Source organism: Paenibacillus sp. A3 (assembly GCF_001399685.1).
Classification (GTDB): domain Bacteria; phylum Bacillota; class Bacilli; order Paenibacillales; family NBRC-103111; genus Paenibacillus_G.
This window is the reverse complement of the sequence record NZ_JTHN01000094.1, coordinates 1-18,021: the sequence shown is the minus strand read 5'-3', so window position 1 is coordinate 18,021 and position 18,021 is coordinate 1. Positions and strand designations below refer to the sequence as shown.

At 55.6% G+C, this 18,021-nt stretch carries 16 protein-coding genes; 11 read left to right on the top strand and 5 right to left on the bottom strand.

What is annotated here, in order from left to right; all coding sequences use genetic code 11:
* Positions 1–106: 106 nt before the first annotated feature.
* The 5 genes from QJ48_RS14535 to QJ48_RS14515 form a co-directional block, all read right to left on the bottom strand.
* Complete coding sequence (locus tag QJ48_RS14535; RefSeq protein WP_054974284.1) at positions 107–880, bottom strand: sporulation protein; 774 nt, start codon at positions 878–880, stop codon at positions 107–109.
* 114 nt (positions 881–994) lie between these two features.
* Positions 995–1,642, bottom strand: a complete 648-nt coding sequence (locus QJ48_RS14530; RefSeq protein ID WP_054974300.1) for a hypothetical protein — start codon at positions 1,640–1,642, stop codon at positions 995–997.
* 10 nt (positions 1,643–1,652) lie between these two features.
* On the bottom strand, positions 1,653–2,543 hold the full coding sequence (locus tag QJ48_RS14525; protein WP_054974299.1) for an SMP-30/gluconolactonase/LRE family protein: 891 nt from the start codon (positions 2,541–2,543) through the stop codon (positions 1,653–1,655).
* A gap of 219 nt (positions 2,544–2,762) precedes the next feature.
* Positions 2,763–3,038 carry a hypothetical protein gene (locus QJ48_RS14520; RefSeq protein WP_054974283.1) on the bottom strand — a complete coding sequence of 92 codons (276 nt, stop codon included), beginning with the start codon at positions 3,036–3,038 and terminating at the stop codon, positions 2,763–2,765.
* A gap of 79 nt (positions 3,039–3,117) precedes the next feature.
* Positions 3,118–4,107 carry a cation diffusion facilitator family transporter gene (locus tag QJ48_RS14515; protein WP_054974282.1) on the bottom strand — a complete coding sequence of 330 codons (990 nt, stop codon included), beginning with the start codon at positions 4,105–4,107 and terminating at the stop codon, positions 3,118–3,120.
* A gap of 325 nt (positions 4,108–4,432) precedes the next feature.
* On the opposite strand from QJ48_RS14515, the gene QJ48_RS14510 reads away from it, so the two are divergent.
* The 11 genes from QJ48_RS14510 (at position 4,433) to QJ48_RS14455 (ending at position 17,720) form a co-directional block, all read left to right on the top strand.
* Positions 4,433–5,257, top strand: coding sequence for a sugar phosphate isomerase/epimerase (locus tag QJ48_RS14510; protein ID WP_054974281.1), 825 nt, complete (start codon positions 4,433–4,435; stop codon positions 5,255–5,257).
* Positions 5,258–5,289: 32 nt separating this feature from the next.
* Positions 5,290–6,648, top strand: a complete 1,359-nt coding sequence (locus QJ48_RS14505; protein WP_054974280.1) for an amino acid permease — start codon at positions 5,290–5,292, stop codon at positions 6,646–6,648.
* Positions 6,649–6,727: 79 nt separating this feature from the next.
* Positions 6,728–7,750: an SIS domain-containing protein gene (locus tag QJ48_RS14500; protein WP_054974279.1), complete on the top strand. Its 1,023-nt coding sequence runs from the start codon at positions 6,728–6,730 to the stop codon at positions 7,748–7,750.
* Positions 7,751–7,813: 63 nt separating this feature from the next.
* Positions 7,814–8,596 (top strand): fructoselysine 6-kinase, encoded by a 783-nt coding sequence (frlD, locus tag QJ48_RS14495; protein WP_054974278.1) that lies wholly within the window; start codon positions 7,814–7,816, stop codon positions 8,594–8,596.
* Between the two features lie 69 nt (positions 8,597–8,665).
* Positions 8,666–9,394 carry a GntR family transcriptional regulator gene (locus QJ48_RS14490; RefSeq protein ID WP_054974277.1) on the top strand — a complete coding sequence of 243 codons (729 nt, stop codon included), beginning with the start codon at positions 8,666–8,668 and terminating at the stop codon, positions 9,392–9,394.
* A 673-nt stretch (positions 9,395–10,067) separates the two neighbouring features.
* Positions 10,068–10,712 (top strand): VTT domain-containing protein, encoded by a 645-nt coding sequence (locus tag QJ48_RS14485; RefSeq protein ID WP_337589623.1) that lies wholly within the window; start codon positions 10,068–10,070, stop codon positions 10,710–10,712.
* Positions 10,713–11,080: 368 nt separating this feature from the next.
* Entirely contained in the window at positions 11,081–12,703 is a 1,623-nt protein-coding gene (locus QJ48_RS14480; RefSeq protein ID WP_054974276.1) for a response regulator, read from the top strand.
* Entirely contained in the window at positions 12,700–14,481 is a 1,782-nt protein-coding gene (locus QJ48_RS14475; protein WP_082420504.1) for a sensor histidine kinase, read from the top strand. The genes QJ48_RS14480 and QJ48_RS14475 overlap by 4 nt, the downstream gene beginning before the upstream one ends.
* Positions 14,482–14,495: 14 nt before the next feature.
* Complete coding sequence (locus tag QJ48_RS14470; RefSeq protein ID WP_054974275.1) at positions 14,496–15,482, top strand: substrate-binding domain-containing protein; 987 nt, start codon at positions 14,496–14,498, stop codon at positions 15,480–15,482.
* 50 nt (positions 15,483–15,532) lie between these two features.
* Positions 15,533–16,798 (top strand): ABC transporter substrate-binding protein, encoded by a 1,266-nt coding sequence (locus QJ48_RS14465; RefSeq protein WP_054974274.1) that lies wholly within the window; start codon positions 15,533–15,535, stop codon positions 16,796–16,798.
* A 478-nt stretch (positions 16,799–17,276) separates the two neighbouring features.
* Positions 17,277–17,720, top strand: a complete 444-nt coding sequence (locus QJ48_RS14455) for a hypothetical protein (protein WP_054974272.1) — start codon at positions 17,277–17,279, stop codon at positions 17,718–17,720.
* The last annotated feature ends 301 nt before the right edge of the window (positions 17,721–18,021 follow it).

Genomic DNA, 18,021 nt, shown 5'->3' with positions numbered 1-18,021 from the left:
CTATATCCTTACATTTTTCGCTAGCCGGACATTCTTCTCCTGCTTGCCGCCGCGAAAAAAAAGAAGCCCGTTTCCCGAGGGAACGGACTTCCTGGCAAATATACGATTAAGTATACCGCGAAATGAGGTCATGCAGCTGCCCTGCAACAATTGTCGAGCCCCGGCGCAGCTCGCTGCCCGGGATGGTCAAGCGGACGAAGCTTTCGTCCAGCCCCATTTGTTCTTCCAATCTTCCCCGGAAGCCCCGGGCGCGGCGGTCGATCTGCAGGAACAGCTCCAGATCGTTTCCTCTCGGGAAGTAGAGCACTTCGAGCTCGTCGAGCGCACCGCGGAAATTCGTCGTCGGCACATACTCGAACTCCTGCACAAACGGCAGCGGCCCGCCTAATCTTGGCGCGTAGTCGTTGGAGACCTCGCGCAGACGGAAGCCGAGCTCATCCAGCGCCTCCATCACGGTAGCCACGCTCGGGCCCGCAACGATGTCGATGTGGTCCCGGTCGGTCGGATCGACCGCCATGTCGATATCGAGTCCCGTTTCCACCCAGACCGGCGTGTTTCGCAGCGAAAGCGGAGCGTATTCGGGAATCGCCAGCGTAAACGGGATCTCCCGGCTCTCGCCGGCTCGCAGCAGGAAGGCGTCGGTGATGCGGTATTTGGCGATCTCCGCTACGTGTGTCACTTTCGAATCATTATGTTCCCTAACATACTGCGTTTTCAAATACACATAGATGCTTTCAATCTGCTGATCCAATTGGCCGCCTTGAATATGCACGACTCCGTCAAGCGTTTCTCCTGGTGAAACCTGCGCATGTTCCAGCTTCGTATCCACCTTCGCCGAACCGATCCCTACACTTGCAAGCACTTTCTTAAAAATGGACATTGTCTTTGCCTCCCGCCTGAAGTACGCCAAAGTTATTGTAGCTCTGCGGTTCAATACGCAGCGGAGTGCCGGGCGGTTTCGCCGGAACGCCATGCCGGAACAGCAATATTTAAATTATCTTTTGAGCAAACGATAGCCTTTCCGGACCGCATTCAGCACGAAGCCGGGAATCGGGACACGCTGCAGGGGCGGAAGGTAAAACCGGTCGTACGCTTTTTTCAGATCGTCCCACATCCTGCACGGCTCCGGCTTCAAAAAATCCGACACGTCGACCACCACGCCGCGGCCGTCCCGCATCATCACGTTTTTGCCGTGAACGTCGTGCGGGCGTAGCCCTTTGCTTACCGCATAGGCAAGCGCTTCGTCAATATCGTCGATCACCTGCCGGGGTATCGGAATGCCCTTTCGGATGCAATCATACAGCGTGATGCCGTTCAACCGCCGCAGCACCAGATAGCTGCCACCATAGTACAGGCACTCCGAATATGCCGGATGCCGCCCCAGACGGCGGTACACCTCGGCCTCCTCCTGCAGCCCCGGCCGGCCCGGCGCATACACCTTCACTACATACTCCGGGTAATCCGGGTGCGCGACAACCGCCGCATAGTTGCCCGCGCCCATCAATCGCCAAGGGACAGGCACGCGGTATACGGCGATCGGATCGTGCGGCTGCTCACTCTTGATGCGCAGCTCCGGCAACAGGCGGCGCTCGATTTGCGCGATGAACGGGTGACGCTCATCCCAGGCTTCCTCGTCTGTCATCGTCCGATTGTTATCCGCCATAAAAGCAAGCTGGCCTGCCCTTCACACCCGTCTTGACGCGGAACAAGCCGCCGGCATGCGGCTGCTGCGTCAGTTGTTCCTCGCTCAGCCCGGTCCGGGCCGTCGTAATGTACAGCTCGTCCCACTCCGGACCGCCGAACGCGCAGGAGGTCGCTTGCGCAACCGGAACGCGGACGAAGCCGAGCCTTTCGCCGGTCTGCGGATTCCAGCAGGACACCCGCCAGCCGCCCCACTGGGCAACCCACAGCATCCCTTCACGATCGACGGCCATGCCGTCGGGAACGCCCTCGCCTTCCGGAATCGTGACCACCGTGCGCCGGTTCGAGATCGCTCCTGCTTCCGGCTCGTAGTCGTAGGCGACGACTTGCTTGGTAGGCGAGTCGATGTAATACATCGTGAGCCCGTCGGGGCTCCAGCCGAGCCCGTTGGAGCAAATCACGCCATCGATCGCCTTCCGCAGCGACCCGTCAGGCTCCAGGCAATACAGCGCCCCCGTCGGACCGCTGCTCTTGCGGTTCATCGTCCCCGCCCAGAAGCGTCCGGCTTCGTCGCACTTGCCGTCGTTAAACCGGTTTTCCGGAAGCCCCGCCTCCGGGTCGGCAATCTTCGTCAGGCGCTCCGTCGCAATATCGAGCAGATGGAAGCCATGCTCCAGCGCGAGCACCAGACCGTCGCCCTCCGCTCTCGGCACCGCAGCCCCCACCCGCTGATCAAGCTGGATCGAACGGTCCGTTCCTTGAACCGGATCATAGTGATGAATCCGCATTCCCTCGATATCGACCCACAGCAGCCGTCCGCTGCGGTGATCCCATACCGGCCCTTCGCCCAGCGCCGCCTTCCCGTCTAAAATCAATTCCGCCGTTAGCTGCCACGCTTCCAAATGCAGCCCTCCTCTTTCTCGCGTGCTCTGAAGCACGTGCCGTATGCTCCCATTGTAGCACAAAGGAAAAGCCGAAAGCGATGTGATGACGAAGCCGTCGCCCGGCTTGGCAAACGGCGCCGCAGGCAGGTTTACACGCTGCATCGAGCCGAAAAAAGACCCGTTAGCCCCACTTCTCCTAAGCAGAGGGGCTAACGGGTCTTGAGACTTGCTCGGCCGCTATTCTTCTTCCAGCGGCTGCAGATTTTGCAGGTCCGATTGATCATCGGCAAGCTGCGCGGCCGCTTGCTCTACGGCGGGCTTGTTCTCGTCATGCCCGGCTTGGGCAATCGAGCGCTCGGCTTTTTCCACGGCCGTTTCGGCCTGCTCGATCATTTGGGCGGACGGATGGCTCTGCGCCTGAGTTACGGCGTTGTGCGCCTTTTCCACCGAATTTTGCGCTTGCGAGACCGGGTTTTGCGATTGCAGGCTGGAGTCGTATTCGTAACGGGTCATTCTTGGTCATCCTTTCCACATACAGGGTTGCTGTTAATGTGGGAAGAAACGGCCGTTTTTATTCGTTCGGGATCCCGGATTATACCCGCAATTCCTCGTGGCGTATAGCCGATTTCTCGATCTGGATCGTCGCATGGTGGATATTGAACCGTTCCGCCATCAGCCCGATCGCCTGCTGCAGCACCTGTTGGCTGTCCCGATCGTCCTCGATCTGAATGTGGCAGCTGAACGAATCGAGGCCTGACGTAATCGTCCAAATGTGCAGGTCGTGCACGTCTACAACGCCCTCGATGCTCTCCAGCGCCTGTTTCACTTCCTGCTGGCTCACGCCGGCCGGCGTTCCTTCCATCAGCACGTGCACGGTATGGGAGATGACGCCCCAAGCGCCCTTCAGAATCAGCAGCGCAACGAGCACGCTGATGATAGGATCGGCGATGTACCAGCCGAAGGCCATCATCACAAGCCCCGCGATAATGGCGCCGACAGAGCCGAGCGCGTCCCCGAGCACGTGGAGATAAGCGCTGCGCAGGTTGACGTTGTTCTTCACGTCGCCCTTCCGCATGAGCGCCCACGCGCTGATCAGGTTGGCGAGCAGCCCTACGGAAGCAATCAGCATCATCGAGCCGCTGGCGACTTCCGGCGGGTTGAAGAAGCGGCCGTACGCTTCCCATATGATAAAGCCGGCGATGAGAAACAGCGTAATGCCGTTGAACAGCGCTGCGAGAATCTCAAAGCGGTAAAAACCGTACGTCTTAGCCGGGGAAGCCGGTCTTGCGGCGAAGCTGAGCGCGATCAAGCTGAGCAAGAGCGAGCTGGCATCGCTGAGCATATGCCCGGAATCCGAAAGCAGCGCCAAACTGTTCGTGAGAAGCCCCCCGAAAAACTCCAGCAGCAAAATACCCGCCGTGATGGACAAAGCGATAATCAGGCCCTTCTTGTTCCCTTCCCGGGCGTGATCGTGATGGTGATGTCCGTGACCATGGCCGTGATGATGGTGACCATGTCCATGGTCGTGCTTATGAGCTGCTCCTCCGCTATGCGCATGCGCACTATGGTTATGACTGTGCATAGGTCGTCCCTCCCAGATACGGGCGATCCGCTGCGGCGTTCCGACCGTATGTTTTATATATGATCATGTGTTCATATATTATTATGCATTATCGCTTACCCTCTGTCAATCCTATCCATGAGATTTTTTATCCGCCGTCTTGCCCATGATGTCAGTATGACCATTTCCATGCCGGTTTAAGAGGAACGTTCGTTTTTGACAAAACCGTGAAGCCGGCTGCGTTGAAAATTCAAACATTTCAAAGAAAGCGCTTGCCATATTATGTACTGTTTAATTATAATACAAAACATAACAAATAAACCAATGCAGGAGGCGAGCTGTTCACATGATCATCGCAGGCATGAATATTACGTTTCGTCATTTTCCGTTCGGGCACTTCTTGAACGGGATGGAACGCGCGGGAATCGGCAGCATCGAGCTATGGGCCGGGGAACCTCATTTCTATGTGGGACGTAACCCACTCTCCACGCTAAGGAACATTCGAAAGGAGGTGAAGGCGCGAAAGCTGAACGTTGTATGCTATACCCCCGAACAGTGCGTCTATCCGTATAATTTGGCCGCCTCGGACCCGGACTGGCGAGCGAGGAGCGTATCTTATTTCAAGGAAAACCTGTACGCCGCGGCCGAGCTGGAGGCGCCGATGATGCTCGTCACGTCGGGGATCGGCGATTTTGCGGTGCCACAGGCCGATTCTTGGAAATTTGCAAGCGATTCCATTGCGCAATTAACCAGGATCGCCGAAGCGGAAGGCCTGTTTCTGGCGCTGGAGCCGCTGACGTCATTTGAAACGAACCTGATCATGAGCCTTCGGGACGTGCGAAACATGATGGCGGAGATCGGCTCCCCTTCCCTGCGCGGCATGATCGATACCGTCGCGATGCAGTTGGCCGGCGAAACGCCGGACGATTATTTTGCCGCGCCGGGCGGCCTGCCGCATGTCCATCTGATCGACGGAGACGGTCAGTCGGACGCGCATCTGGCGCTTGGAGACGGGGCGCTGAACTGGGAAAGCTACGTGCAGAGCTTGCAAAAGCACGGGTACCGGGGATGCTGCACGCTGGAAATCATGGGCTCGCGTTATTATGCCAATCCGCAAGAAGCCATTGAAAAGTCGCTGGACAAGCTCCGGCAGTTCGGATTTTCTTCATAGGGTTTAACAACTTGAACATGGAGGAATCGTGTATGAGCAACGGCAGTCTCACACGAAAACTTGGATTCTGGTCCGCCTTGGCGCTCGCCGTCGGGACCACGATCGGCTCGGGCATTTTCGTATCGGTCGGCGAGGTGGCCCGCGCGTCCGGCACCCCGACGGTCTCGATCATGGCCTGGCTGATCGGCGGCTTGATCGCCATTCCGCAAATGATGGTTCTGGGCGAATTGTCGACCGCTTATCCCGAGAACGGCAGCGGGTACGTGTACCTGAACAAAGCCGGCTGGCGGCCGCTCGCCTTTCTGTACGGATGGGCCACGTTCTGGGCGCTTGATCCCCCTTCGATTGCGATCATGGCTATCGCGATCGTGTCCTACGCCGCCGTGTTTTTCCCGTTTTTCGCAGGCATCGCGGGAAAATTTCTGGCCGTCGCCATCATTCTGGCCATCACCGCGATCCACTACCGCAGCGTGAAGGAAGGCGGCGTGTTCCAGGTCCTGATTACCGCGGTCAAAATCGTTCCGTTCGTCATCGTCGTCGCGCTCGGCTTTATGTATATGAATACCGACAATTTCGCCTACACCCCTCCGGGCGGCACGGCCAATACAAGTCTCATGGGCGGCATTTCCGCCACGACATGGGCCTATACGGGCATGGCGGCGATCTGCTTCATGGCCGGTGAAATCAAAAATCCCGGGAAAGTGCTCCCCCGCGCCCTGATCGGCTCGGTGCTGATCGTGCTGACCCTCTATACGACGCTGGCCGTCTCCGTTACGGGCTTAATGCCCTTCGAGCAGCTGATGAAATCGGAAGCGCCGGTGTCCGAGGCAGTTTCGTTTATTCCCGGGCTTGCGCATATCGCTTCGTCGTTTGTCTCGATTACTGCCATCATTGTCATTCTCGGCTCGCTCAGCTCGTGCATCATGTTCCAGCCGCGCCTCGAATACGTCATGGCCCGGGACGGGCTGTTCTTCAAACGGTTCGGCCAGGTGCACCCCAAATACGAGACGCCGAGCTTCTCCATCATCGTTCAGGTCGTTTATGCATGCGTGCTCGTCTTTTTAAGCGATCTGACGACGCTGCTCGGTTATTTTACGCTCACGCAATTAGCCATCAACATCATGGACTTCGTCGCGATCTACAAATGCCGCAAGCGCGACGATTACAAGCCCGTATACCGCATGCCGGTGTGGCGTCTGACGACGATTCTCGCGATTCTGGGCGCCACGTGGCTCGCATGGGGAACGTTCACCTGGGCCCCTTGGCAGGGCTTGCTCGCGGCAGGGATCGTCATCGTCACCGGCCTTCCGGTGTACCACTACTGGAAAAAAAGAAATCGCTCTCATCGCGATCCTGGCATCGGCCATGATGAAATTCCGAAAGAAGCCTAATTTGGATTGATTTTTAATTCTATTTTGTTATAATACAAAACATAACAAATAAATCTAAAAAGAGAGGCGTGTTGAATCCATGCTGCATTTGGACAAAACAAAAGTCGATTTTCTGGTAACGTCGAGCATGATCCCCGAGGTCGAAACCTTCATCCAGGAAGGCCAGCCGAAAATTGCCGGCATCGCGCAGAAGCTGGCGCAGCAAAAGATCGGGCGCGTATACTTCGTCGGCTGCGGCAGCTCCAAGGCTGTCGGCGCGGCGGCCAAATATTTGATCGACAAATACAGCACGCTTGTCTCGAACGTGTATACCGGCTGGGAATTCGTCGACCATACGCCCCGCGCTCTGGATGCTTCCACGGCGGTCGTCGTCATCTCCCACTCCGGCACGACGGAGGAAGTGGTTCAATCGCTGCGGAAAGCCAACCAAGCCGGGGCCGTGACGATCAGCGTCGTGAATAAGAAGGAAGGCAATCCGCTCGGCGACGAAGCCCAGTTCGTGATCGATTACAACGCCCATGCGATGTGGGAATGCCATCTGCTGGCCCTGTACTTCCTGGCCCTGCAATGGATTCGGGAAGTCGAGCCGTCCGAAGAGGTCGAGCGCATTCTGGCCGATATTCCGAAGCTGCCCGCCGTCCTGGCAGGCCATATCGATTCGTTCGAGGAAAAAGCGCTGAAGCTGGCGGAATCGGTCAGCAGTTGGAAAGGCTTCTATACGGTGGCGGCCGGACCGCTCGTGTCCCTTGCTTATAAAGAAGGCGTCATCACGAATATGGAATTTATGTGGGGTCACGGTGCGGTGATCGAAAGCGGCGAGTTCCGTCACGGCCCGCTGGAAATCGTCGAGCCCGGCGTTCCGTTCGTCTTCCTGGTCGGCACCGACGCTTCCCGCCACATTACGGAACGCGCCCTGCGCTTTGTGAAAAAATACAAAGGCGAGCACATCGTGTTCGACTATCAGGAATTGTCCGGCGGCTTGCATCCGGATCTGGCCCCTATGGTCATGTTCGTGCCGCTGGAATGGTTCTCTTATTACTTCGCCGTCGCGAGAGACCACAACCCCGATGACCGCCGTTACTACGGAGTCGTCGAATACTAGAAAGGCGCGATCCCCCTGTCTTCCGGACAGGGGGTTACGCTCCTGTAGGAGGCGAATGGGAAGATGAAAGCTGCTACCGTCGGAGACAACTGTATGGACGTGTACTTGTCGAGGCAGGAAAGCTACCCGGGCGGCAATCCCGTGAACGTGGCCGTCTACTTAAAGCGGCTCGGGGGCGATGCCTCGTATGTCGGCTGGGTCGGCACCGACAGCTACGGCGAGCAAATGCGCCGGGCGATCCGCGACAAAGGGATTGACGTCAGCCATCTGCACCAAAAAGAAGGCCAAACCGCCGTGACCTATGTCGAGCTGATCGGCAGCGACCGCAAATTCGGCGACTATCACGAAGGGGTGATGGAGCACTTCGCGCTGACGGAAGCCGATCTGCAGTTTATCGAAGGGCACGCGTTGGTGCATGCCGGAATCTGGGGCCACGCGGAGCCGTATTTCCCGCGGTTCAAGGAGAAGGGCCTGATCACCTCCTTCGACTTCTCGGACCAGCTTCATCACGACTTGACCCAGCGGCTCCCGGCCTTCGTTGATTACGCTTTCTTCTCTTATACGCAGGACGACGCGTATATCCGCAGCTACCTGAAAGAAACGCATGCGCTCGGGGCGCGGGTCGCCGTCGCCACCTTGGGGGAAAACGGCTCGCTTGCCTACGACGGCGAGCGTTATTTCCGGCGCGAGGCGGAAGCGGTCACCGTCGTGGATACGATGGGCGCGGGCGATTCGTTCATTGCCGGCTTCCTGTACGGGATTATGGACGGACTTCCGCTGATGCAGTGCCTGGAGCAAGGAACGCGGGCCGCGGCGCAAACGATTACGTATTTCGGGGCCTGGTAGCTGGAATTCGCGGCAAAGTTGCATGTATAATGAGAAGAAACAATGGCGACATGGAGTCGATTTTACGCTATGAACTTAAATCCATCGACAGCGCAGCCCTTATACATGCAAATCCGGCAAATGCTGAAGAACGATATTCAAGAAGGAAAATACAAACCGGACGAGCAGATTCCAACGGAAGCCGAGCTGTGCGACATCTATCAGGTGAGCCGCATCACGATACGCAAGGCGATCGAGGAGCTGGTCAAGGACGGCACGCTCACCCGCATCCAGCGCAAAGGCACCTTCGTCACCTCGAGCAAATTCCAGAACGAGCTGCTGTCGGTCAGCGGCTTCTCGGAATTCAGCCACCAATTGGGGATGATCCCCAATTCGCGCACACTGCGCAGCGAAGTGATTCCGGCTTCCGCGGATATGGCCCAGCGGCTCCAAATCGAGGAAGGAAGCCCGGTGCTTGAGCTCGAACGGCTGATGTATGTCAACGAGCGGCCGCTGTTTTACGATCTGGCCCACTACCCGCTGACGCGCTTCCCCGATCTGGAGAAAAAAATCGCGCGCGACGAATCGACGTACAAGATTTTGAAGGAAGATTACGGGACGGAAATCGACAGCAACGATAAAATTATCAACGTGATCGGAGCGACAAAGGATCTAGCGAAAGCGCTGGAATGCGACGTCGGCTCCAACCTGTTCCGCATCGTCAAAATCGCCTACGATTCGCACGACCGACCGGTTCATCTCTCCACCTTCATGTGCGAGACGAACAAGGTGAATCTGACCGTGCATCGCGCGAAATGAGGCGAATCCCTCTACCGGTTAGCATGGCCTCCATCCAGCTATCCTTACAGAGAGTGTACACACGAGCTGTATGAACAAGAGAGTGTCCCTCAGCCATTTTCATGGCTTTTGCGACACTCTTTTTTTGTTTGCCACTTCGATATATGCGGATACTAACCAGGCAGTTTGTAATCAAGGTCGGATTCATACGAGCTAATCTCCCAGCCGTCTATACCTGCTGCGCGTTATTACGGCGGCTTGTTACAGATACCACTACTTTTTTTCTCCGTAGCAGAAGTTCTCCGAATTTCTTTTATCCGAAAGCCGGTTACCTCACCGTACCAACACCTTACGTTAATCACCATCTGTGGATCGTGATTTGACATAAGATTCGCAATTGACCCGTAATCTTCCGTTCTGAAAGCACTCCCCAACTTGTCACTTTTCGGAGGACTATGCCCGTTTTTCATTCTCTTCACTGGCGAAAAGGGGGATTTTTTTCGATTGCCGTCAATTCCGTTAAATACGATTGAAACTCCTCGAGCTTAAATAGGAAAAGTCCGGCTTCCAAGACTTCAGTCTAGGACGGGAACTATACCTCGGAATAGTGCCTTTCGCTCCATTTTTTGATATTATGAAAGTAACGAAATATTATGAAATTGCCGACAGAGGACTGCGAGGATAATGCAAATGATTGGAACTAAGATACAAGCCCTTCTTTTCGTTGAGGGGGCAAACAGGCTTGATTAATTCAGTTTTGGAATTTCTGCGCAGCTTCGGGGATATCGGGCTTTTCATTCACGCCATGATCGACGCTATTATTTTTCCAATTCCCGCATTTTTTCTTCAAGTTTCCTTGAGCGCTTTAAACCCCGGGAACGCCTTATGGCTGGCTACGTTCGGCTTTATAGGTTGTATGATCGGTACGCCAATCGGCTACGCCATCGGTAAAACTTCAGGCAATCTTATTCTTCGCAAATTTATGAAACAAAAGCAGCTGGATTCCGTTACCGAAATGTTCCGTCGTCATGGAGAAGCAGCCATTATGATCGGTTCTTTCACTCCTATTCCTTTCAAGATTTTTACCATTGTATCGGGTTGTATGAATTATCCCCTTTGGAAGCTGATCGGTTATGCTGCCATCGGGCGTGCGGCGAAATTTTATGTCGTCGGAATTTTGTTCTACATTTACGGCCATGCGGCAGAAAATATGGTCGGCGGAAGCACGCTCACCATCTCCATGCTGGCTGCCGGCGCAGTGATTGCATTATGCTGGCTGCTCGTGCGAAAAATTCAACGCCGGAAAAAAGAAAAACGCCAAACCGACATTTCACAATAAGCTGCGAGCCAGTCGTTCTTCTCTGAAGAATGCTGGCTTTTTCATTTGAAATTATGCGGAGCAATTTTTTTGTAGATGTATCGATTCCCCGATCCATTGCTTGTCGAACAGGTTGCGGCTTAACACCGCAGGTTATTTGATCATGAGATGCTTTCTCCTTTTCGGTTTGGTCGAAGCCATCGTACGGCATGCGGACGATTCGTTGAAGGCGGACACGATTCATATTACGGATGCCGTAGCTGCGATGAGCGAGGGCGGCATGTTAAGTTTCTACAAAAAAATGCAAAAGCGCACACAACCCTCTTGCCTGAATTTCCCTTTTTACAGTACACTCAACACAAAGTTACGCTGGAAATCCGGGGGTGCGCATGTACAAAATCATGATTGTGGACGACGAAGCGATCGTACGCGAGGGCATCAAGGAGCATATCGATTGGAACGGGCTTGGCTTCGAGCTCGTCGGCGATTATGCGAGCGGCCGGGAAGCGTGGGAAGCGATGGAGCAGCTCAGACCGGACCTCGTGCTGTCGGATATTTGCATGCCGTTTATGGACGGGCTGGAGCTGACGCGGCTGATCCGGACCCGGTACCCTTTCGTGAAGGTGATCATCCTGACCGGCTTCGACGATTTCGATTATGCACAGCAAGCGCTGCGGCTCAAAGCTTATGACTTTATTTTGAAACCGATTACAGCGGCTGATCTTCGCGTATTGCTGACGAAAGTGAAAGGCGAGCTCGACGAGGAAACCCGCCAGCGGGAAGACTTGACGCGCCTGCACATGCAGCTGAATCAAAGTCTGCCCCTGCTGAAGGAACGCTTTCTCGAACGATGGGCGACGACCGCCATGGGGGATACGGAAATCCGCGAGCGGCTTCACTATTTCGGGCTTCCCGAGCTCCTGCCCGACTATGTGGCGGTGGTCGTCGACATCGACGATTTCGGCGGCAGCGGACATCTGCCCTCCGATCAGGATCAGGAGCTGCTGCGCTTTGCCGTATACAATATGGTCGAGGAAATCGTGGGCCAGGAGAATGGAATCGCCTTTCGCACCCGCGAGGAGCGCGTCGTGGCCATCGTGTCCGGGCTTGCGGCCATGCCTTTGTACGAGCTCGCGTACCAGCTCGCCGAAACAATCCGGCAGTTTGTCGAGAAATATTTGAAACTGACCGTTAGCCTCGGCGTCGGACGCGTATGCAGCTCGCTGGAGGAGCTTCCTCTCTCTTACAAAAGCGCCTTATCCGCACTCGAATACCGGCTGCTGCTCGGCAAAAACCAAGTGCTCGGCATCGTCGATATGGAGGGACAGCCGCCAGCCGCTCCGGACAACGGCGCAGAATGGAACCGGCTGCTTGCCTCCGCCGTGAAAACCGGCACAACCGCAGACGTTCACCGCTTGATCGAGCAGCTGGTTACCCATTTGAAAACGTCCCGGATGCCGATCGAAGCGTGCTATTGGCAGATCCAGTCGGTGATCGTCACGCTGATGAATACGGTCCGGGAGCTCGGAGCGGACGAACCGCGCGCAGCCATAGGCGAGGGCAATTGGCTGACGGACGTGTACCGGTTCAAGACGTTGGACGAAATCCAGGACTGGCTGAAGCAAATATTAAGCCTGGCGCTGGACCAAATCTCCGAGCAGCGGAGCCGCTTGACGCATACGCAGGTGCTGCGGGCCACCGAGTATATCCACGAGCATTACGCGAACGACAAGCTCTCCCTGCAGGAGCTGTGCCGGCATACGCTCATGAGCACGAGCTATTTCAGCACCGTGTTCAAGCAGCAGCTCGGCGAAACGTTCGTCGAATATTTGACGCGGGTGCGCATCGACAAGGCGAAGGAGCTGCTGCTGCATACCCCGCTCAAATCCTATGAGATTGCTGCACAGGTGGGCTATGCCGATCCGAACTATTTCAGCCTGATCTTCAAGAAGCACTCCGGCCTCACGCCGACGGAATACCGGGACACTGCGGCCAAGGAGCTCCGCCGATGAAGCCGATGCTCCGCCCTCCGCTGCCACGGTTCCAATTCAAGAGCATCCGCTCCAGCATCGCTGCGGCTTTTTCCTGCTTGATTCTCGTCTCCGTCGGCATCACCAGCTTCATCTCCTACCGGCTGTCCGCCGACGCCGTGGAGAAAAATTCACAAGCCTACCTCTCCGAAGTCATGAAGCAGGTCGGCGCCAACATCCAGTCCTACTTCACGAACATGGAAAACATCTCCACCCTGGCCCTGACGAACAAAGACGTCAAATATTTTATCTCCAACACGGTGTTCATCAGCGAGGCCGACCGCCGGGTATACGAGAAGCGCATCTCGGACATGTTCCAGTCGATTCTGTACACCCGCAAAGACATCGCCTCCATCATGGTGTTCGGCTATAACGGCAAATTCGTGTCGGACCGGCGCAGCACCAGCCTCAATCCGAACGCGAAGCCGGAGGAGCAGCTCTGGTACAAGCAGGCGAAGCAGGAAGGCGGCAAGCCGGTCGTCTCCTCCTCCCACGTCCAGCATGTGATCCAGAACGAATACCGCTGGGTCGTCTCCCTCAGCCGGGAGCTGAAAAGCACCGACGGGATCGCGGGGGAAGGCATTTTTCTCGTCGATCTCAACCTGAGCGTCATCAGCGAAATCTGCAGCCAGGTCAACCTCGGCAAGCGGGGCTACGTGTTCATTGTCGACAACGGCGGCAACATCGTCTACCACCCGCAGCAGCAGCTCATCTACAGCAACCTGAAGAGCGAGCTGATCGACAAGGTGATGCATACGGACAGCTTCGTCGCATACGACGGCGACGAATCGCGGATCTATTCGGTCCACGATACGAAATTCGGCTGGAAAATCGTCGGCGTCGCCTACACGGACGAGCTCGTCACCAACAAGCACACGATTCAAGGCTCGTTCCTGCTGCTGGCCGTCTTCGGGCTGGCGATTACCCTGCTGCTGTCATTCGTGCTCTCGCACCGGTTTTCCAAACCGATCAAGAACCTTCAGGATAAGATGAAGCAGGTGGAAAAAGGCAACTTCGACATTCGCGCCGAGATCGAGCAGGAGAACGAGATCGGCCAGCTCGGGCGCACGTTCAACCTGATGGTCGGCCATACGAAGGAGCTGATGAGCGAAATCATCCGCAACGAAGAAACGAAGCGCAAAAGCGAGCTCAAGGTGCTCCAGTCGCAGATCAACCCGCATTTTCTGTACAATACGCTCGATTCGATCATCTGGATGGCCGAGGGCAAGAAGCACGAGGAAGTCGTGCTCATGACCTCCGCGCTCGCGAAGCTGTTCCGCGCCAGCATCAACAAAAGCGACGAGCTTGTGCCCCTCTTCATCGAAATCGAGCATATCCGCAGCTATCTGCTGATCCAGAAAATGAGGTACAAGGAAAAGCTGGATTACCGGATCGCCGTCTCCCAAGACATTATGGCCTGCAAAACGATCAAAATATTGCTCCAGCCCTTCGTCGAAAACGCCATCTATCACGGGATCAAAAACAAACCGGGGTGCGGGCTCATTACGATCTCCGGCGGGGAGAAGGACGGCAGGATCGTGTTCACCGTTGAGGACAACGGCCTCGGCATGACGCCGGACCAGCTGCGGCACATTCTGGTGCCGAAGACGGGAACGGAACGCGGCAAGGGCACGGGCGTAGGCATCGCCAACGTGCACGAACGGATTCAGCTTTATTTCGGCACGAGCTACGGCGTGAGCTTCGAAAGCGAACCGGAGAAGGGCACCCGGGTCACGCTGACGATCCCGAAAAGCGAGTAGGAAAGGAGCCGCCGATGCAGACGCATAAAAAAATCGTGTGGATGCTGGTGCCCCTCTTGGCCTTGGGCGCCTATACCGCCATCCTGCTCCAGTCCGTCCGGACCGAAAGCGGCAAGGACAAGAGCATTATCGTCATTATGAAAAGCAACGATATCCGCACGGAATTTTGGCAGACGATCCGGGCCGGGGCGAAGACGGCCGCCAAAGAATTTCAAGCGAAAGCGGACATTCGCGGTCCCTTGCAGGAAACCGACGTGCATGAGCAGATCGGTCTCGTGGAGCAAGCGATTGCGGAGAAGCCCCAAGCGATCGTGCTGGCCCCGGCCGACGACGACCTGCTCGTTCCTGTGGCGGAGAAGGTCCGCCAAGCCGGAATCAAGCTGGTCGTCATTGATTCGCCGTTGGACGGCAATCCCGGAGACAGCTTTATCGCCAGCAACAATCTGGACGCAGGCAGAAAAGCCGGACGAGCGTTGGCCTCCATGACCAATGGCCGGCCCGCCGTCGCGATCCTTAGCGACAAGGGCGGCTCGCCCACCGCCGCAGACCGGGAAACCGGCATTCGGGACGCGCTCGCCGCCGACCCGCCGGCGGTCGTCGTCGGCACGAGGTATGCTGCGAATCAGGAGGAGCTGGCCTACCAAGCGACCAAGCAGCTGCTGGCCGAACACCCGGAGATTACCGGCATGATCTGCTTGAACGAGACGGCTACCTTGGGAGCCGCCAAAGCGATCAAGGAAATGAACAAAAGCGCCTCGGTCAAGCTCGTCGGCTTCGGCGCTTCGATCTATGAGATCAAGCTGCTGGAGGAAGGCGCGCTGCATGCCACGCTGGTCCAGAAGCCTTTTAACATCGGCTATTTGGGCGTGAAGGCCGCCGTGGAGCTCATCGACGGGAAAAAAGCGAACCCGCGAGACAACATCGATTCGACGGTCGTCACCAAGGAGAACATGTACGATCCGGAAAATCAAAAGCTGCTGTTCCCTTTTGTGGAAAGGTAAGGAAACCATGCCCCGGCTCGGGCGATCAATCCAAGAATCGAGGTGGACCGATGAACCGACGGAAGCCCGCCGCAGCGACCGTGTCGGCCGCGCTGACGCTGCTGATGCCGCTGTCCGGCTGCGGGATCGACTCTTCCCCTTCTCCCGCTCCGGCGGACCCGAAGGCGCTAATCCAGTTCCTGGCTGCGGAGTATAGTACGGATACGAGACCGCTGCTGGAGAGCATCGTGAAAGATTTCGAAGCGAAATATCCGAACATTGACGTCGAGCTGCAGGTGGCGAATTGGGACATTCTCGACGGCGTCTATACGACCATGATCAGCAAGAATCAGCCGCCGGACCTGTTGAATACGAACGTGTATGCCCATTTTGCCAAGGACGGCCTGCTCAACGATTGGAACGATATCCTGTCCCCGGAGCTGAAGGCGAACCTTCTTCCCAAGTTCCTGCAAATGGATTATTGGAACGGCGCCCAATACGCGATCCCTTATCTCGCCACCGTCCGCAACCTGTATTACAACAAGGACATTTTTGACGACATCGGGCTGACCGAGCCGCCGAAAACGTGGTCCGAGCTGGTCGAGACGGCGCGGAAAATCAAGCAGACGGGCAAAGCCGAAGGCTTCGGCGTGGACTTGACGGACAACGAAAGCCAGGCTTACTTGTCCTATTTCTTCTTCGGAGCGGGCGGAGGTTGGATGAAGGACGGGCAGTGGACGATCAATTCGCCGGAAAACGTCGAAGGGCTGACCTTTCTGAAGTCGCTTTACGACCAAGGGCTGACCGATACCGAGCCGACCGTCACGACGCGCGACGAGAAGCACCGCATTCTCGGGAACGGAAAGCTCGGGACGATGATTTCGGGCAATTATTTCACTTCCGTCGTTCCCAAGGAATTTCCCGGTCTGAAATGGGGCATCGGACCGATGCCGGTCAAGGACGGAACTCCGCCCATCTCCTTCGGCGTGCAGGATGTGCTGGTGTCCTTCAAGACGGATCATACGAACAAAGAGGCGCTCTCCAAATTCATCAGCTTTCTGTATGACGATGCGCGCTACGAGAGCATCATTCTGCGTGAAGGCTTCCTGCCTGTGACCAAGTCCGTGGGGGACAAGCTTGCGGCCAAGGACAAGAACGCAAAAGACAGCCTCGAAGCACTTCAGACGGCCAAATTTTATCCGGTTAACCACCCTGCCTGGCAGAAGGTCATGGACGGAACGCGAAAAATGGGTCAGGCCGTCCTGGTCGACCACATGCCGCCCCAAGCCGCCCTCGATCAGCTTCAGCAGATCGCCCTCACGAAAAGCAAGGAATAATGTGATGGGAATCCAGTACTAAAAACGTTTGAAATGGTAGTGGTCAATGCCCATCTCTTAGGAAGGTTGTGTGTGGGAGTGCGTGGAAAAATTTTCAGAAAAAATAATACAAACATACATTACGTAGCCGGGCGTAATCTCAAACGCGAGGCCGTGCGATATTTTAGCGGTCTCGCCGAGCGTGATCATAACGTCCTCGACCACGATAGGATCGAAGGCGGCTACGACGGCCGTGGCGTAAGTAGGTACGGTAGCGTCCGGGTCGAGTTTACGGATTTTAACGTTAAGTGAAGGCGTCGGGACTTCCGTTATAGCGCGGCCATCAGAGCCGTCGCCGCACGCCGGGCAGTGGTATAAGAGTGTCAAACTCTGCGCGGGTTTTCGACCTCTTAATACCGTCTCCGTAAACCTCTAAAGAATCTGTTAAAATATACCGATCCTAGTATTTATAACATCTTATAGGGGAGGCGGAATAGTTATGGGATATAAACTTAATGTCTCTGATGCATCTGTTGACGAGATTCGATCTCTTTCGGCGGACTCGCTATTACTGAGAAAAGGTACCTTAGAAGCAAAAATTGAGGGTGGCAAACAAAGTGCTTATATACCAGTCATTATTGGGCTCACTATAACTTGCTGTACTTACTTCATTAAGGATGTTATTCCTACTTGGGGGATTTTAAATCCATCCACTATAACTACTTTGGGAATACTAGTGTACTGCGCTATAGGATTCTCATCTTCGTTGCTTTTCTTAAAAATTATTCGAGAAGTAGCGAGGGACGTGCTAGAACTGAAATTTGTAGAAAAAAGAATTGCAGACCTAGAAAAAGTCAAGCAAAAGAGAGAATCTAGATTGGAACAGAAGTATAGTAAGAAGCAGACTTCTGCCTCGTCTCCTCGACAACACGCCAACCGGTAGCGGTTCCTTTCTGCAGCATCGTCTTCACGAACTCCGACGCGAACATTGCGTATTGCTTGCCGTCTTCTCCCTCTAGGACCTGTATTGCCTGTATGAAATAAAGCTTCCTTGTTTAGGAAGCTTTGAGCGCTTAAGAAAGTATTTTTTTGACAAAATAGAAAAGCATACGGAGGTGGGGTATCTACTGGAGGAGCGATAGCGTTCGCCTTTGTCTGCGGGAAATATCCGCTGTTAAGCGGCTTCAATCAAAGTTTCCCGCTGACAACAGCGATCGGAAGTAGATACCCCACCCCCTCGTAAC

Coding starts and splice junctions, on each gene's coding strand:
- QJ48_RS14475 (WP_082420504.1), top strand. CDS start 12,700: ATGAAGCCGATGCTCCGCCCTCCGCTGCCACGGTTCCAATTCAAGAGC.
- QJ48_RS14490 (WP_054974277.1), top strand. CDS start 8,666: ATGAACTTAAATCCATCGACAGCGCAGCCCTTATACATGCAAATCCGG.
- QJ48_RS14535 (WP_054974284.1), bottom strand. CDS start 880: ATGTCCATTTTTAAGAAAGTGCTTGCAAGTGTAGGGATCGGTTCGGCG.
- QJ48_RS14510 (WP_054974281.1), top strand. CDS start 4,433: ATGATCATCGCAGGCATGAATATTACGTTTCGTCATTTTCCGTTCGGG.
- QJ48_RS14465 (WP_054974274.1), top strand. CDS start 15,533: ATGAACCGACGGAAGCCCGCCGCAGCGACCGTGTCGGCCGCGCTGACG.
- frlD (WP_054974278.1), top strand. CDS start 7,814: ATGAAAGCTGCTACCGTCGGAGACAACTGTATGGACGTGTACTTGTCG.
- QJ48_RS14455 (WP_054974272.1), top strand. CDS start 17,277: ATGGGATATAAACTTAATGTCTCTGATGCATCTGTTGACGAGATTCGA.
- QJ48_RS14530 (WP_054974300.1), bottom strand. CDS start 1,642: ATGACAGACGAGGAAGCCTGGGATGAGCGTCACCCGTTCATCGCGCAA.
- QJ48_RS14500 (WP_054974279.1), top strand. CDS start 6,728: ATGCTGCATTTGGACAAAACAAAAGTCGATTTTCTGGTAACGTCGAGC.
- QJ48_RS14480 (WP_054974276.1), top strand. CDS start 11,081: ATGTACAAAATCATGATTGTGGACGACGAAGCGATCGTACGCGAGGGC.
- QJ48_RS14515 (WP_054974282.1), bottom strand. CDS start 4,107: ATGCACAGTCATAACCATAGTGCGCATGCGCATAGCGGAGGAGCAGCT.
- QJ48_RS14470 (WP_054974275.1), top strand. CDS start 14,496: ATGCAGACGCATAAAAAAATCGTGTGGATGCTGGTGCCCCTCTTGGCC.
- QJ48_RS14505 (WP_054974280.1), top strand. CDS start 5,290: ATGAGCAACGGCAGTCTCACACGAAAACTTGGATTCTGGTCCGCCTTG.
- QJ48_RS14520 (WP_054974283.1), bottom strand. CDS start 3,038: ATGACCCGTTACGAATACGACTCCAGCCTGCAATCGCAAAACCCGGTC.